Source organism: Streptomyces rectiviolaceus (assembly GCF_039533825.1).
Classification (GTDB): domain Bacteria; phylum Actinomycetota; class Actinomycetes; order Streptomycetales; family Streptomycetaceae; genus Streptomyces; species Streptomyces rectiviolaceus.
Map to the genome: position 1 here is coordinate 14,867 of NZ_BAAAUG010000021.1, position 15,100 is coordinate 29,966.

Sequence of the window (15,100 nt, forward strand, 5' to 3'; positions counted from 1 at the left end):
ATGAGCCGTTGGGAAGAGCTGACCGGTGGGACGTCCGGAGAGGACTACGCCGCCCGGTTCGCGGCCCTGGCCGACAGTGGCAAGGAGATGCACGGTGAGGCACGGTTGTGCGCCGCGTTGGTGCCGACCGGGGCGCGGGTGCTGGATGCCGGGTGCGGTACCGGCCGGGTCATGATCCGGTTGGCGGAGCTCGGGTACGACTGTGTCGGGGTCGACCTCGATGCTTCCATGCTGGCCGTGGCGCGCAGGCAGGCGCCGGAACTGCCCTGGATCCAGGCCGATCTGGCAACGTTCGACCCGTCTGAGCTTCCTGTTGCCGCGGACTTCGACCTCGTGGTCGCCGCCGGCAACATCTTCCCGCTCCTCGCCGCGGGTACTGAGGCCACGGTGGTCAGCCGCTTGGCTGCGAGCCTGCGGCCGGGCGGCCTCATGGTCGCGGGATTCGGCCTGGACGAAGCCCACCTGCCGGTATCGCCCACCATCACCCTGGCGGAGTACGACGCCTACTGCGTCGCGGCCGGCCTCACCCTTGTCGACCGCTTCGCGACGTGGGACGCCCACCCCTATGAGGGCGGCGGCTACGCCGTCAGTGTCCATCGGGTGCATCGCGGCTGAAGGGACGGGTGTGGTGGTGTCGCCGGTTCAGGCGAAGCCGCGGCGCCGGGAACAACCACCGGCAGGGTTTCTGGCCTGGCCGCGCCGCGACAACGAGCTCGACCACCGAAGGACCCTGCGGCAGGCTGGTACGGCACCTGAACGTGCCCCGGCCTCCGGGCCGGGGCACGTCGGAACCCGGTGTCAGTCCCTGCGGTACTGCGCGGGCGACCCCTTCGTGTCCTCGTCCTCGTAGGACCCGGCCTTGCCCCGGTCCACGTGGAACGTCGTCAGCGTGCTGACGGGCGAGTGCGGGTCGCGGCGGTCACCGATGACCCGCATGTGCGCGCTGAACCGCTCCGGTGTCACCTCGTACACGTCGTAGCCGTACCGGTTGCCCTCGAAGTACTTCAGGTGCGGATTGGCCTTGCCCATCAGAGGGCCGTTGGCCGCGTTCCAGTCCGCGGAGTACGCGCCGGAGGTTATTGAGTGCGCGGTGAACTCCGTGCCCACCAACGGGGATTGCGGCTCGTCGAAGTCGGTGCGGATGTCGTCGACGAACGCCGAGTGCCAGTCACCGGTGATGACGACCAGGTCCTCCAGACCGCTGTCGTGCACGTGCCCGAGGACCTCCTTGCGCTCGGCGAGGAAGCCGTCCCACTGGTCGGTGAACATGTACGAGCCGCCAGGACGGCCCCGGAGCTGGCTCAGCATGATCGAGTTGGCCCATACGTGCCAGGCGTCGGGGGCGCGGTCGACGGTCTTCTTGAGCCACGCCTTCTGCTCGGTGCCCAGGATCGTGCCGTCCGGCAGGTTCTGCGCCGAGCGGTACGAGCGCAGGTCAAGGACGGCGAGCTCAAGGAGGTCGCCCCAGCGCCGCACCCGGTGGATCTCCGGGTCGGGCAGCGCGGACCCGCCGAAGGAGTCGCGGTGCGGCATGTGCTCGAACCACGCCTGGTACGCGGCCGCGCGGCGCCGCATGAACGGGGCGCCGCCGCCTGTGCCGCTGTAGTCGTTGACGACCTCGTGGTCGTCCCACGTCAGGAACCACGGGTGGGCGGCGTGCGCCTCACGCAGTGATTTGTCGCCCTTGTAGAGAGCGTGCCGTTTGCGGTAGTCGGCGAGCGTGAGGATCTCCGGGCCGTCATGGTCGCGCACATGCTGCTCGGGTACGCCGCCGACCTGGCCGTGCTCGTAGATGTAGTCGCCCAGGTGCATGACGAAGTCGACGTTCTCGCGGGCGATGCCGCGGTGGGCGGCGTAGAACCCGTCGTGGAACGCCTGGCAGTTGGCGGCCGCGAAGGTGACCTTGGAGACGCGGCCGGCCGGCGCCGTCTTCGTACGCCCGACGCGGGACGTCTTTCCGAGCGCCTTGAACGCGTACCAGTAATGGCGGCCGGGAGCGAGGCCGCTCACCGGGACGTGCACGCTGTGGCCGAGTGTCGCTGACGCGGGTGCCGTGCCCCGGGCGACGACGCGGTGCAGCCGGGCGTCCTTGGCGACGACCCATTCGACCTCGACGACCTCGGGAAGTCTCTGCTCGGCGGCGAGCGGTTCGGGCGCGAGTCTGGTCCACAGCACCACGGAGTGCGGCTGCGGATCACCGGAGGCGACACCGAGCGTGAAGGGCGCGCGGTCGTACTCGGCACCCAGGTTCTCGGCGGCCTCGCGGGCCTGCGCCGGGGTGAGGCCCGTAGCGAGCGGCCAGGCGAGGCTGAGCGCGCCTGCGGCCGCGGCGGACTTGAGCAGGTCACGGCGGTTGACGGTCATCGGCGGCCTCCGGTGGCGCTGAGGGTGAGGGAAAGGGCGTCCGCGTAGCCGTCGTTGGAGGTGCCACTGCCGCTGCGCGTGAAGACGAGCAGGACCCGCGCCGAGCGGGCGGTGGGCGGCACGGCGGCCTCGGCCGTGCGCTCCAGGAGCCCGGTCTTGCCCTGCCGTTCGGCCGCGCTGACCGGGCCGAGGACGCTGAGGGCGACCGGGGTGCCCTTGGCGTCGCGGAACTCCACGGAGAGGCGCGCGCCGTCCTCCTGTCCGGCGAAGCCGCCGAGCCAGCCGGCCAGCGTGTAGCGGACCTTGCCCGCGTCGACGGCGCGGCGTCCGGTCGGACCGCTCCTGGGCAGGTCGATGTCCTGCGTCAGCGTGGTGCGCGGGCTGTTGCCGCCCGAGTAGAAGCGGCTGCCGCGGCGGGCCGGACCGGGGTCCGACGCGGTCGGGTAGCCGCCGCCGAGACTGTAGGCGATGAGCGCTGGGGCTCCCTGGGCGACCTTCCAGCCGCTGACCTTCGAGACGGGGTCGGCGGTGCCGCCGGACCCGCTCTCCGCGTCGCCGTTGACGACGAGATTCACGCGCGCCTCCTGTGATCGGTGAGTTGAGCGCGGTCAGCCCACCAGTCCCGCATGAACCAGGAGAAGCATTCCGGCGAATTCTGTTACCGCCGTACACAGATGGAGAAGCATCGCCCTGGCGGCGGGCGGGGCCGGGGTCCTTGCGGCCACTGGGAGCCACCGCCACGCGCTCCAGGGTCAGCCGAGCTTGAGCAGCAGTTCCGCGAGCCGGGCCGGCTCGGTGATCATGCAGTCGTGTCCGGTCGCCAACTCCCATACGAGGGACGGGGTTCCGTTGGGCTGTGTCGCGGGAACGGGCCTCCGGGTGATGCCCTCGGGCTGACCGACGGTGCAGTGAATGTGCGCCCGCGGGACCATGTCCATGGCGGGGTTGTCGAGGCGGACACTCTGCTGGAGGCAGCGCACCGGCTGATCCGACAGCATCGTGCGCAGCCAGGCGAGGTCCGCCGGGTCAGTGACCCCGAACAGGCCCGCGGGCGGCGGCATCTCCGGAGGCGGCGGGATCCGCCAGCCGCTCTCGGACGCCAGGGCCCGGTCGATCAGCTGCTGCGTCACCGGCAGCACATCGGCCGCGCTCTCGCCGTCCGCGGGGAACATGGCGTCGAGATACACCAGACACGCGATGCGCTCCGGGACTCGATTGGCCACGCCCGAGACGACGAGCCCCGCGTAGCTGTGGCCCACAAGGACGACATCGGTGAGGTCCTCCTCGGCGATCACCTTGGCGATGTCGTCGATGTGCGTGTCGAGCCCGACCTCCGGACCGGCCAGATGCACCGTGTCGCCGTAGCCGGTCAGCGTTGGCGTGACCACCCGGTGCCCGCCCTCGGTCAGCAGCGGGGCCACCCGCTCCCAGCACTCCCCACTGTGCCAAGCACCGTGCACCAACAGATATGTCGCCATCGGACGCCCACCCTCACTTAAACGGGACACTGTCCCGTTTACGATATGGGACACTGTCCCGGTTAACAAGTTCGCTGATGGAGGAGGCGCGGTGAACGACAGCAGCCGTCGTGGCACGGGGCCGGTCGTCCGGGCCAAACGGGCGGACGCACGACGCAACGAGGAGGCGCTCCTCGACGCGGCCGCCACGGTCTTCGTCACGTCGGGGGTGGAGGCGCCGATCCGCGACATCGCAGCCGAGGCCGGCGTCGGGACGGCGACGATCTACCGCCACTTCCCCACGCGCGCGGATCTGATCGTCGCCGTCTACCGGCACCAGGTCGAGGCGCTCGCGCAGGCGGGCCCCGCGCTGCTCGCGGACAGCGCGACCGCATACGCCGCGCTGGAGCGCTGGATCGACCGCTTCGTCGACTTCGTGGTCACCAAGCAGGGACTCGCCGCCGTACTGCAGTCCGACGACCCCTGCTTCGATCCGCTGCACGACTACTTCGTCGAGCGGCTGGTGCCGGTGTGCACTCAACTGCTCGCCGCCGCGGGCGAATCGGGCGAGATCCGCTCCGGCCAGGACGCCCAGGAGCTCATGCGGGGCATCGGGGGGCTTTGCGCGAGCGCGGGCACCCACCACCGGTACGACGCGCGCCACATGGTCGAGCTGCTCGTCACGGGGTTGCGCACCATCCGGTGACGCGACGGAGTGGTTTTGGCGGCGCCCGCCAATGGCTCCCGGACGTGCACGAAGGAGGCCCGCACCTCGCGCTGGACGGCGCGATCGGACGGACCTCCCCGTCACCCTCGGCGGCCCGGCTGACTGCGTAGATCACGGTGGCAGTCAGTCAGACAGACAGGCATCGGCACTTGCTCGTGCTCCGCTGTCCCGAGCCCCGCTCGGGCGGGCTGATCAGCGCAGTCCGGCGAAGAGGTCGTTCTCGGGTACGGCCGCGTCAGTGGTGTTCCTGACACGTACGAAGGTCTCCATGCCCATCAACTCGCCGAACCTCTCCCTGCCCATCTTGAGGAAGAAGATGTTCTCGCCCTGACTGGCGTGCGCGGCCAGCGCGTCGAACTTCTGACCGCTGAACGCCGTGGTGTCCACCCACGTGGTGATCTCATCGTCGGGGAGGCCGATCTCGGCCATCGCGGCGGCCTCGGCAGGATCCGGCTCCGGCATGTCCTCGCCGAACTCGCGCATGACCTCCCCGAACCGCTGCATCATCGAGCGGGGCATCGTCGTCCAGTACACCTTCGGTGTCAGCGCGGTCATCTCCAGCGCCGCCATCGTGATGCGGTGGGCCTGGATGTGGTCGGGGTGGCCGTAGAAGCCGTTCTCGTCGTAGGTGACGACCACATCGGGCCGGTAGTGCCGCATGAGTTCCGCGAGTCGGGCGGCGCCTTCCTCCACGGGGGTCTTCCAGAAGGATCCGGGGGCGTCGTTGCTCGGCCAGCCCATCATTCCGGAGTCGGCATAGTCCAGCATCTCCAGATCGCTGACCTTCAGGGCGTCGCAGCTCTCCTGAAGTTCTTGACGGCGCATCAAGGCGACGGCCGCCGGATCGTGGCCGGGATCGCCCGGCTTGATGCCTCCCGGTCCGTCACCGCAACCGCCGTCGGTACACGTCACGAGAACCGTGCGGATGCCTTCCGCCGCGTACCGCGCGAGGACTCCTCCAGTTCCGGTGGCCTCGTCGTCGGGGTGAGCGTGCACTGCCATAAGCGTCAAAGGCCGGTCAGCCATAAAACAGTCCTCCTGCAGAAAATACGTCTTGGTCCACGTGCGCGGCGGGCATGCCGCGATCCCGGGGGACCGAATCCTGGTGGGGCGGACGACCTTGTGGTCCCCGATTCCCCACTGTGCGGCTCCGGTGCCTCGGTCGATGCAACAGCGCCGACCGGGCGGGCTGTTCCCGGCGCGGCCACTTGGCCTTCCAGGCGTCGGCGATGCCACGCAAAATGAGCAGCACGGAAACTTGCCGAGGGTTCAGGTGCGGGTGGTGGTCGCGGTGTCGAGGTGGGCCTTGGCCCGCGGCTCGGCTCGTGGGCGAGGCCGAAGAACGCCAGGCTGGATGTACCTACGTGGCTGCCTACTAGGGCACTATCCCGCGCTGTGCGGCGAGAGCCGCTGTGTGATCCGGTCGAACAAGTCTGTCAGTGGCTCGCCGAGGTCCTGACCGAACTCAGTCAGCCCGTAGGTGACTTGGGGCGGTGTCGTCGGCTCGACCTCCCGCCAGATCAGGCCGTCCTGGACGAGCGCGCGCAGGGTCTGGGCGAGCATCTTCTCGCTGACGCCCTGGATGCTGTCGCGCAGCTCGTAGAACCGAAGGTCGTTGCTCCGCAAGGAGATCAGCACCCAGATGCCCCACCTGCTGGTCACATGGTCGACCACGTTCCGTGCGGGGCAGTCGGTGTGAAACACGTCATACCGGTTGCCCGTCTCGCCCTGCGTCAGCTGCGCGCCTTCCCTCATGTCCGGAGCTTACCTCTGGGTATGTTCTTACGGAAAGTAAGCCCGGCTCCTAGCGTCACTTACCGCAGTGCACAACGGACTAGGAGCAGAACATGATTGTGGTGACCGGGGCTACCGGGAATGTGGGCCGGCCTTTGACGCAGGCCTTGGCCGAGGCGGGCGAGCAGGTGACGGCGGTGTCGCGGAACGCGGTGGCCGTGCCGGACGGAGTGCGGCATGTGGCGGCCGACTTGACCGAGCCGGCCGGCCTCGTGCCCGCGTTGGACGGGGCGAAGGCGTTGTTCCTCCTGCTCTCCGGCGACCTGCACGCTCCCGGAGCAAGGCCGACCGACATCATCGACCTGGCCGCGGCCAGTGGGGTCCGTCGCGTCGTCCTGCTGTCTTCGCAGGGCGTGGCGACCAGGCCGCTCGGCCCGACTCGGGTCGCGGTGCGCGCAGTGGAGGACGCGTTGCGGGAGTCCGGCCTGGACTGGGCCGTCCTGCGACCGGGCGGCTTCGCCTCCAACGCCCTGGCCTGGGCGGAGTCCGTCCGCACGCAAGGGACGGTCGCCGCACCCTTCGGCGACGTAGGGGTGCCGGTCATCGACCCCGCCGACATCGCCGAGGTCGCGGCGGCCTGCCTGCTGGACGACCGGCACACCGGCGGGGTGTACACGCTGACCGGGCCGGAGGTGATCACGCCGCGTCAGCAGGCGGAGGCGATCGCCACCGCGCTCGGCTCGTCCGTACGGTTCCATGAACTCACCCGCGAGGAGGCCAAGGCCGCGATGACCCAGTTCGTGCCGGCGGAACTCGCCGACGACACCCTGGACATCATCTCCGCCCCATATCCGGCCGAACTGCGGATCAGCCCGGACGTGGAACGAGTCCTCGGCCGCGCCCCGCGCTCCTTCAACAGCTGGGTCGCCCGCAACATCGACGCCTTCCGCTGAGGCCCAACTCAACTGAAGCACCCGGACAGCCTCGTGCCGCTGCAGCCGCACGAGGCCCCACCTCCGTCAGTGCCGCCGGACGCCCGGCGCGCGAGGTACTGGGTCGCGCCGGCCCGAGGGGGCTTCGCGCATGCTCGGCGCCGTACGCCAGTGACGGTTTGTAGCATCTCGCCCTCGTGCCTTGTGCACTGTGGCGAACGACCCGCGACCTCCTGCGTCTCTAGCCTCGCCGCAACGGTGCGACAACGAGACTGATCGAGGGGCGGGGCCTGTGAACTGGCTGATCCATGACTACCGCGAGAGCGATCTCGCCGCGGTCGTCCACCTGATTGACACCACGGCCGAACTCGGCCAGGAATCCGTCTTCTCCCTGGCGGAGTGCATCAGTGCCCTGACTTCTCGCCAGCCGGGCGTCGTCGCTGTCCACCAGGGCGTACCCATCGGGATGGCGCTCGCCTGTGTGGCCGGGGAGCGGGCCTGGGTGATGCGTATGGCGATTGCCCCGGCCTGGCGTGGGCGTGGCCTGGCCAGCGCACTCCTGGTCGAACTTGAACGCCGCCTTGTCGCCGCACGGGTCGGCCGGATCGCCTATGTCCTGCCCGAGGAGGACCTGTTCGGCGACGGACTGCTCAATGCGGGCTACACCCGTCGGCCCGCCGTCGCCTATTTCGAGAAGGTCGAGCCGGTGCACGGGCCTGCCGCCAGCCTTCTCGATGACCTCGGCGGCCGGCTGCTGCCCGGAGACCTGTGGGCCAAGGTCGGCGGCATGGAGCGTGAGAAGGACCTGATCGAACGGCGGGTCGTGCTTCCGCTCGCCGAGCCGGAGCGTGCGGCGCGACACGGTGTGCGCCCGCCGCGGGCGGTGGGCCTGTTCGGCCCGCCGGGTACCGGCAAGACGACCTTCGCGCGGGCGATCGCCTCGCGGCTCGGCTGGCCGTTCGTGGAGATACTGCCCTCCCGGCTGGCCGACGGCGGCAATCTGGCGGCGGCGCTGCGTTCCGCATTCGCAGCCATCGCTGAGCTGGAACGAGTCCTGGTCTTCATCGACGAGGTCGAGGAGATCGCCCCGGTCCGCCAGGAACCGGCGCAGCCCGGTGGGATGCACGGGGTGACCAACGAACTGCTCAAGCTCATTCCGGGTTTCCGGGAGCGCGACGAGCGGCTCCTGGTCTGTGCGACGAACTCGATCCGCTCCCTGGATCCGGCCTTCCTGCGCCCCGGTCGTTTCGACTACCTGATCCCGATCGGTACGCCGGACAAGGCGGCCCGGGCGGCGATCTGGGCGCGTTACACCGATGGCAGACCGGAGGTGGACATCGACGAACTGGTGGCGGCGAGCGACCTGTTCACGCCCGCTGACATCGAGCACGCCGCCCGGATCGCCGCCCAGAACTCCTTCGAGCGCGATCTGGTCTCGGTCGGCGGGCAGACGGCCGCCGCGGAGCCGATGCCGGGCGCGAGGACGGCGGACTATCTGAAGGCGATCGGTCAATGCCGTCCCACGGTGACGCCTCAGATGATCAACCAGTTCGAGTCGGACATCACCACGCACGCCCGGTTCTGACCCGGTGCCGCTCGCTGTCGGTGCGCGGTTCGTTCCGGTCGGGCGATGACGATGAGCGCGCGCTTACTCATGGTTCTGTCGGCGCCCCTGGTGCGTGGGGGAGGCGTGACAGGGTGCGACGGTCGCCATCTGCGGGCAGACTTGATCGCGAGGTTGTGCCAGTGGTGCATGGTGCATGTGGCGGAGACCAGCTGAACTGACGCGGGGTGCTCTCGCGGAACCGGGGCGATCAATGTTCCGTACGCAGGCGGCCGACGACGGTGACGAGCTGCTTGCCAGGCTCGGGGCGCTGACTGCCCGGGCCCGGGAGCTCGCGGAGATGCAGCGCTCCCGGGTTGAGCTGGCAGTGGCGCTGCAACGCGGCATGCTGCCTCATGACCTTCCGCAGCCTCCTGGCGTCCGGCTGGCCGTGGGCTACATGCCCGCCAATCACGGGCTCAACGTCGGGGGAGACTGGTATGACGCCTTCCCGATGCCCGACGGCCGTATCGGCCTGTCCATCGGTGACGTGCAGGGGCACAACATCAAGGCCGCTGCGTTCATGGGACAGGTCCGTGTGGGCTTGCGTGCGCTGGCCTCCGTCACCGGCGACCCAGGGGAACTGCTCGCGCGTACCAACGATCTCCTGGTCGCCCTGGGCGCTGACCTCTTCGCGACATGCACCTTTCTCCGGCTTGATCCGGCCACCGGCGTCGTGGAGTGCGCTCGGGCCGGTCACATTCCCCACATCTGGGCCACGGCCGACGGCCGGTCCGGTGTCGACGAAGGCGAGTGCGGCCCTCCGCTCGGCGTGCTCGAAGGCGCCGAGTACCCCGTGGTGTGCCGCCGGCTCACCACGGGTGGTGTCGTCGTGCTGCTGACCGACGGAGTGGTGGAAGGGCCGTCGCTGAGCCTCGATGACGGCCTGCGGCGGGTGATGCGCCTGGCCGAGATCACCACCGCTGCCGGGTTGGGCATCAACGCTCTCGTAAGCGGTGTAATGCGGCTGGCGGACACGGTGGGGCATGAGGACGATGCCGCCGTCCTCGTCGTCGGCCACGACGCCGGCGCCCTGTAGTGGTGTCCCACGCACGCCCGTGGACTGAGGCGAGAGGGGGAAGAGGCCCCGAAGACTGTGGACGCGCTCGGACATGGGCAGGGCCTTCGCATGGCCGAAGCGGTCCGGTCGGTGTCTGATGGCTCTGTGTTGGTGACTCGGCGGTTCCGGCAGCCCTTGGAGGTACTCCTTAAGGCACTGGCCGTGGCTGCCTGCTACTACGTATCCGGGCGTCTGGGCCTGCTCGGTCGACTCACCGTCGAAGGAGTGATCGTCACACCCATTTGGCCGCCCACCGGCGTCGCCGTCGCCGCACTGTTTGTCTTCGGGGCGGCGGTCTGGCCCGGGATCGCTGTTGGTTCCTTCCTCATCATCGCGTCCCTCACCACCCCTCAGCTCACCACGCTGGTCACCGTGGCGGGCAACACCATCGCCCCGCTCTGCGCCTATCTGATGCTGCGACGGGCCGGTTTCCGGGTCGGAATCTCACGTCTGCGGGACGGCGTGGCCCTGGTCTTCCTCGGCGGGCTCGGAGCCATGCTCATCAGTGCTACGGCGGGGGTCGGGCTGCAGGTGGTGACCGGTGGACTGGGGACGGGGCAGTTCTGGTCTGTGTGGCTGGCCTGGTGGGTGGGCGATGCGATGGGCGTCCTGCTGGTCACTCCGCTCCTCCTCGTGCTGGTGGGCGCCACTGGACCACTGCGACTGAGGCGCTGGAAGGAGATGCTGTGCCTGGGCCTTGCGGCCCTGATCGTCGTGCCTGTGGCTGTGCTCGGCGACTTGAGCCTGCTTTTCCTCGTCTTCCCGCTGCTCATCTGGGTGGCGTTGCGCTTCCAGCTGGCAGGGAGCATGTTGTGCGCGTTGTTCGCGTCGGTGCTGACCACATTCGAGGCGAATACGCAGCAAGGGGCCTTCCTCCACCTGTCGCCCATCGAGATCATGACCAAACTTCAGGCGTTCAACGGTGCCACCGCGCTGACGGCGCTCTTGTTGTCTGCCATGGCCGCCGAACAGCGTGCCACCCGACGATCGGTGCAGAGTGCCTGCCGGGAACTCGCGGAAGTACTGGAGCACCTCGCCGCAGGGAAGACCCCGCCTGAACTGTCCGCCAGGCACGCCGCCGGCCTCCGTACCGACGACACGGCGTCGGCGACGGACAGCCCTCGGGACGTCTGACGCTTCCGGGGGGTTCATCCGCGCCGGCGACTCCCTCGCAGGCGGGGCGCCGGATGGTGGTCAGACGCGGGGTGATGGAGCATGCGGCGACGTGATCGGCAGGATCTTCGTCTGTCATGGCAGGACGATATCCGGGCCGTAAGCGCGTTTTACTGGCGGTGCACCGGCAGATCGTCGAGTCCACCAGCGAGGTTCGCGCAGGGGCACGGCCCGCGAAAGAGTGCCCGCCGCGGAGCGGCTGTATCACCTCGGGGCACTAGCGTGTGGCGAGCCGTTCCAGCAGGGCCGCGCTCCGTGCCAGCAACACCCGCTCCTCATCCGTGAGTTCGGCCTCAATGCCTTGCGCGAGCCAACCGGCCCTGCGGCCGCGCTCCGCCTCGAGCGCGGCCCGGCCCGCGTCCGACAGTTCGACCAGCGACTTGCGGCCGTCCGTGGGGTGCGCGCGGCGCGTGATCAGGCCTTGTTCCATGAGCAGGCCCACCGCCCGGGCCATCGACTGGGGGCGTACGCGCTGATCGGTGGCGAGGTCGCTGGTGGTCATGGCGCCGTTGCGATCGAGTGCACCGAGCACGGCGGCCTGGCCCAGCGGGATGCGGTCCTCTTGTTTGACGCGTCGGGTGAGCTTGCCCATCGCTGTGCGCAGTTCGGCGGCGATGGCGGCGGCTTCCGAGGTGGGCATAGGGCACTTTACCCCGCTGGTCAGCATCGCTGGTCAGCGTTGCTGTGCAGCTGACCTGCACAGCAATGCTGCACAGCAAAACTGAGCAGCATTGCTGTAGGGTTTGGCCTTGTCGGGCTCAGCGCCAGCGTTGTCGCAGCCGGGGCCACGGCACACGACAACGGGGAGGAACTCCCATGTCCACAAAGGCAGTCGGAAGCATCAACGCCGCCATCGAGACCGTCACCGCCCGCCGGATCATCGACAGCCGCGGCAACCCCACCGTCGAGGTCGACGTCGTCCTGGGGGACGGATCCCTGGGGCGCGCGGCTGTCCCCTCCGGCGCCTCCACCGGTGCCCGGGAGGCCGTGGAACTGCGCGACGGAGACTCCGCGCGCTGGCACGGCAAGGGTGTCGACCGCGCGGTGGCCCACGTCAACGGGGAGATCGCGGCGTCCCTGCGCGGCCGGGACGCGGCGGACCAGGCGGGGCTCGACGCCGAGCTGGTAGCCCTCGACGGGACCGCCACGAAGTCCCGGCTCGGCGCCAACGCGATCCTCGGCGTCTCCCTCGCCGCCGCCAAGGCCGCCGCGGCGGCCCACCGTCAGCCCCTCTACCGCTACCTCGGCGGCGCCGACGCCCACCTCCTGCCGCTGCCGATGATGAACATCGTCAACGGCGGCGCCCACGCCGACAATCCGCTGGATTTCCAGGAGTTCATGATCGCGCCCGTGGGCGCGGACACCTTCGCCGAAGCCGTCCGCATGGGCAGCGAGGTCTTCCACACCCTGCGCCGTGACCTGCTGGCCGCCGGGCACTCCACGGGCGTCGGCGACGAGGGCGGCTTCGCGCCCGCGCTGCGTACCGCAGAGGAAGCGCTCGACTTCGTGATGACCGCCATCGAGCGCACCGGCTACCGCCCCGGCACGGACATCGGCCTGATCATGGACCCGGCGTCGTCGGAGTTCTTCCGCGACGGGGTGTACGACTACGCGGGCGAAGGGGTACGCCGCACCCCCTCCGAGCACGCCGACTACCTGGCCAAGCTCATCGACGCCTACCCGGTCGTCTCCATCGAGGACCCGATGGCGGAGAACGACCTGGACGGCTGGCGCGAGCTGACCGCCCGCGTCGGCGACCGCTGTCAGCTCACCGGCGACGACGTGTTCTGCACCAACGAGACGCTGCTCCGCGAGGGCATCCGCACCGGCGTCGGCAACTCGGTCCTGGTCAAGGTCAATCAGATCGGGACCCTGACCGAGGCGCTGACCGCGGTGGCCACGGCCCACGAGGCGGGCTGGACAGCTGTCATGTCGCACCGCTCGGGCGAGACGGAGGACACCACCATCGCGGATCTGGCGGTGGCGACCGGCTGCGGTCAGATCAAGACCGGCTCGCTCTCCCGCTCCGACCGCACGGCGAAGTACAACCAACTGATCCGAATCGAAGAGGAGTTGGGCGACTCGGGGCGCTACGCGGGCCGCTCCGCGCTGCGTCGGGCGTGAACGGCAGGCAGAGGTAGAGACCGCGCGGGCCCTCGAACACGATCGGGGGCCCGCGCGCATGACGGGGGCGACAAGTCTTCCTGGACTGTTGGCCGTTCGCCCCCCTCCGGCGGCTGTCGGCTAAGACTTCGGATGGGTACCTCGTCCAACAGGCCGTGCTGGCCGTGAGGTTGTCACACCCGGCCCTGCTGGCCCTCCGGAGGCGTATCGCCTGCCCGGCGGCCAGAACCGCTCGATCGAGGAGGTGATGGGAGTCGGACGTGAGGGGCGCCGGCCAAGGGCACGTGTCCGGGTGGCGCGCACACGACTGTTGGCGATCCCGCGAACACCGGACCGGAGGGGGCGTGGCACGTACCTGAAGGTACGTACTTGATCAAGAACCGGCGGTCGGGGAGTCTGATGGAGGCGCGCCAAGTCCCTCGTCCGTTACCGCCCCTGCCCTTGTGGTCAGGTGGTCCTGACCCCAGGCGGAGAGCAGTTCCAGCAGTTCGTAGAGCCGATGGCCCTGCTCGGTCAGCGAGTACTCGACCCGAGGTGGCTGCTCGTCGTAGTCCTCTCGGTGCACGACCCCGTCCGCCTGGAGCTCCCGCAGCTGCTGGGTCAACACCTTCTCACTGATGCCGGTGACCAGTCGCCTGGTCTCCCCGAAACGGCGCGGACCGTCGGCGAGCGCCCACATGATGAACGACTTCCACTTACCTTCGAACACCCCGACGGCCACACCCATCCCGCACGTGTGCGGATCGGTCACCGTCACGACCTCGGAGTTCCCCATGTCTTCTGCTTCCCCCGTCACCGTTCTCGGCCTTGGCCCGATGGGCCGGGCCCTGGCTGCGGCGTTCCTTGCCGAAGGCCATCCCACAACCGTGTGGAACCGTACCCCGGGCCGTGCGGACGGCCTCGTGGAGAACGGCGCCGTCGAGGCCGCGACCGCCGCCGAGGCGATCGCGGCGAACGACCTCGTGGTGGTCTGCGTCCTTGACTACGACGCCGTCCGCGCCGTCACCGCCCCGCACACCGCCGCGCTCAAGGGCCGCACGCTGGTCAACCTCACCGCCGGCACCCCCGACGACGCCCGCGCCACCGCCAAGTGGGCCGCCTCGCACGGCATCGGCTACCTCGACGGAGCGATCATGGTTCCGACGTACCTTGTCGGCGGCCCGTCCACGCTGGTCCTCCACAGCGGCCCGGCCGACCTGTTCGAACTCCACCGGAACAGCCTGCGCGCCGTCGGCGGCACCTGCGTACACCTGGGTTCCGACCCGGGCCGTGCGGGAGCGCACGACGTCGCGCTGCTCGACATCTTCTGGACGGCGCTGACCGGCGTCGTCCACGCCTTCGCCCTCGCCAGGGCCGAGGGCGTCACCGCCTCCGATCTCGCCCCCTACGCCAAGGGGATCGCCGGTCTCCTGCCCGAGGTGATCGACGCCTTCGCCGAGCAGGTCGACACCGGCAGTTACCCCGCCGGTGGCTCCAATCTCCGTTCGGCGGCGGCCATCATGTCCCACGTCCTCGACGCCTCCCGCAGCCGGGGGGTGGACAGTGCGGTCATCGCGGCCGCCCACGACATCGCCACCCGCGGGATGGCGGCCGGCTACGCGGACGACTCCTACGCACACGTCGCGGAACTGCTCCACGGCTGAACCGGCCTCTCGGCCGGGACGGGCGGGCGCAGGCGTCGGTTCATGGGACGGCTTTCGCCCGGTTCGCCTACGCCCTGTTCCTGGGCGGCGAAGAGGCGGGCCGCGTGTTGCGGCGGGAGAGCCACGGTGAGGTGTCGGATGCGGTCCTCGTCCGTCGAACCCATTGGCGCCCCGGCATACCCGAGGCGGGGCCTTGAGGAAAATTGAGTAACTGCTGCTCAGGCACCACGTGTTGGAGGGCTCCGGAACGGGGTTTCCCGCGGGAACGGCTGGGGCGTCTGCT

General features: G+C 69.6%; 15 protein-coding genes and 1 pseudogene. 8 read left to right on the forward strand and 8 right to left on the reverse strand.

The genetic code is table 11. The annotated features are described in order from the left end of the window. Entirely contained in the window at positions 1 to 615 is a 615-nt protein-coding gene (locus ABD378_RS05400) for a class I SAM-dependent methyltransferase (protein ID WP_344519247.1), read from the forward strand. A 183-nt stretch (positions 616 to 798) separates the two neighbouring features. On the opposite strand, the gene ABD378_RS05405 is transcribed toward ABD378_RS05400, so the two are convergent. The 3 genes from ABD378_RS05405 to ABD378_RS05415 form a co-directional block, all read right to left on the reverse strand. Further along, positions 799 to 2,364: an alkaline phosphatase D family protein gene (locus tag ABD378_RS05405; RefSeq protein WP_344519248.1), complete on the reverse strand. Its 1,566-nt coding sequence runs from the start codon at positions 2,362 to 2,364 to the stop codon at positions 799 to 801. Then, positions 2,361 to 2,939: a phosphoesterase gene (locus ABD378_RS05410; protein WP_344519249.1), complete on the reverse strand. Its 579-nt coding sequence runs from the start codon at positions 2,937 to 2,939 to the stop codon at positions 2,361 to 2,363. Before ABD378_RS05410 ends, ABD378_RS05405 begins: the two co-directional genes overlap by 4 nt. A gap of 177 nt (positions 2,940 to 3,116) precedes the next feature. Next, positions 3,117 to 3,842, reverse strand: a complete 726-nt coding sequence (locus ABD378_RS05415; RefSeq protein ID WP_344519250.1) for an alpha/beta hydrolase — start codon at positions 3,840 to 3,842, stop codon at positions 3,117 to 3,119. Between the two features lie 91 nt (positions 3,843 to 3,933). On the opposite strand from ABD378_RS05415, the gene ABD378_RS05420 reads away from it, so the two are divergent. Then, the gene (locus ABD378_RS05420; RefSeq protein ID WP_344519251.1) at positions 3,934 to 4,527 is read left to right on the forward strand and encodes a TetR/AcrR family transcriptional regulator; all 594 of its coding nucleotides are present in this window, start codon (positions 3,934 to 3,936) and stop codon (positions 4,525 to 4,527) included. 213 nt (positions 4,528 to 4,740) lie between these two features. On the opposite strand, the gene ABD378_RS05425 is transcribed toward ABD378_RS05420, so the two are convergent. Both ABD378_RS05425 and ABD378_RS05430 read right to left on the reverse strand, forming a co-directional pair. Next, positions 4,741 to 5,574, reverse strand: a complete 834-nt coding sequence (locus ABD378_RS05425) for a PIG-L family deacetylase (RefSeq protein ID WP_344519252.1) — start codon at positions 5,572 to 5,574, stop codon at positions 4,741 to 4,743. Between the two features lie 357 nt (positions 5,575 to 5,931). Further along, complete coding sequence (locus ABD378_RS05430) at positions 5,932 to 6,303, reverse strand: winged helix-turn-helix transcriptional regulator (RefSeq protein WP_344519253.1); 372 nt, start codon at positions 6,301 to 6,303, stop codon at positions 5,932 to 5,934. Between the two features lie 92 nt (positions 6,304 to 6,395). Between ABD378_RS05430 and ABD378_RS05435 the strand changes: the two genes are divergently transcribed. The 4 genes from ABD378_RS05435 to ABD378_RS05450 all read left to right on the forward strand — a co-directional run bounded on the left by ABD378_RS05435 (position 6,396) and on the right by ABD378_RS05450 (position 11,011). After that, entirely contained in the window at positions 6,396 to 7,235 is an 840-nt protein-coding gene (locus ABD378_RS05435; protein ID WP_344519254.1) for an SDR family oxidoreductase, read from the forward strand. 271 nt (positions 7,236 to 7,506) lie between these two features. Next, positions 7,507 to 8,799 carry an ATP-binding protein gene (locus ABD378_RS05440; protein WP_344519255.1) on the forward strand — a complete coding sequence of 431 codons (1,293 nt, stop codon included), beginning with the start codon at positions 7,507 to 7,509 and terminating at the stop codon, positions 8,797 to 8,799. A gap of 232 nt (positions 8,800 to 9,031) precedes the next feature. Then, on the forward strand, positions 9,032 to 9,856 hold the full coding sequence (locus tag ABD378_RS05445; RefSeq protein ID WP_344519256.1) for a PP2C family protein-serine/threonine phosphatase: 825 nt from the start codon (positions 9,032 to 9,034) through the stop codon (positions 9,854 to 9,856). Positions 9,857 to 9,946: 90 nt separating this feature from the next. Beyond that, a complete protein-coding gene (locus ABD378_RS05450) occupies positions 9,947 to 11,011 on the forward strand; it encodes an MASE1 domain-containing protein (RefSeq protein WP_386542789.1) in 1,065 nt (354 codons plus the stop codon). A 256-nt stretch (positions 11,012 to 11,267) separates the two neighbouring features. Here the strand turns inward: ABD378_RS05450 and ABD378_RS05455 are convergent, their stop codons facing one another. After that, the gene (locus ABD378_RS05455) at positions 11,268 to 11,690 is read right to left on the reverse strand and encodes a MarR family winged helix-turn-helix transcriptional regulator (RefSeq protein ID WP_344519258.1); all 423 of its coding nucleotides are present in this window, start codon (positions 11,688 to 11,690) and stop codon (positions 11,268 to 11,270) included. A gap of 176 nt (positions 11,691 to 11,866) precedes the next feature. Between ABD378_RS05455 and eno the strand changes: the two genes are divergently transcribed. Continuing rightward, positions 11,867 to 13,174, forward strand: coding sequence for a phosphopyruvate hydratase (eno, locus tag ABD378_RS05460; RefSeq protein ID WP_344519259.1), 1,308 nt, complete (start codon positions 11,867 to 11,869; stop codon positions 13,172 to 13,174). A 373-nt stretch (positions 13,175 to 13,547) separates the two neighbouring features. Here eno and ABD378_RS05465 read toward each other — a convergent pair whose 3' ends face one another. Then, positions 13,548 to 13,949, reverse strand: a complete 402-nt coding sequence (locus ABD378_RS05465) for a winged helix-turn-helix transcriptional regulator (RefSeq protein WP_344519260.1) — start codon at positions 13,947 to 13,949, stop codon at positions 13,548 to 13,550. On the opposite strand from ABD378_RS05465, the gene ABD378_RS05470 reads away from it, so the two are divergent. Next, entirely contained in the window at positions 13,948 to 14,817 is an 870-nt protein-coding gene (locus ABD378_RS05470; protein WP_344519261.1) for an NAD(P)-dependent oxidoreductase, read from the forward strand. The genes ABD378_RS05465 and ABD378_RS05470 overlap by 2 nt on opposite strands. Positions 14,818 to 14,879: 62 nt before the next feature. On the opposite strand, the pseudogene ABD378_RS44125 reads toward ABD378_RS05470, so the two are convergent. Then, positions 14,880 to 15,014, reverse strand: a pseudogene (locus ABD378_RS44125) (telomere-protecting terminal protein Tpg); the annotation flags it as partial. Between the last annotated feature and the right edge of the window lie 86 nt (positions 15,015 to 15,100).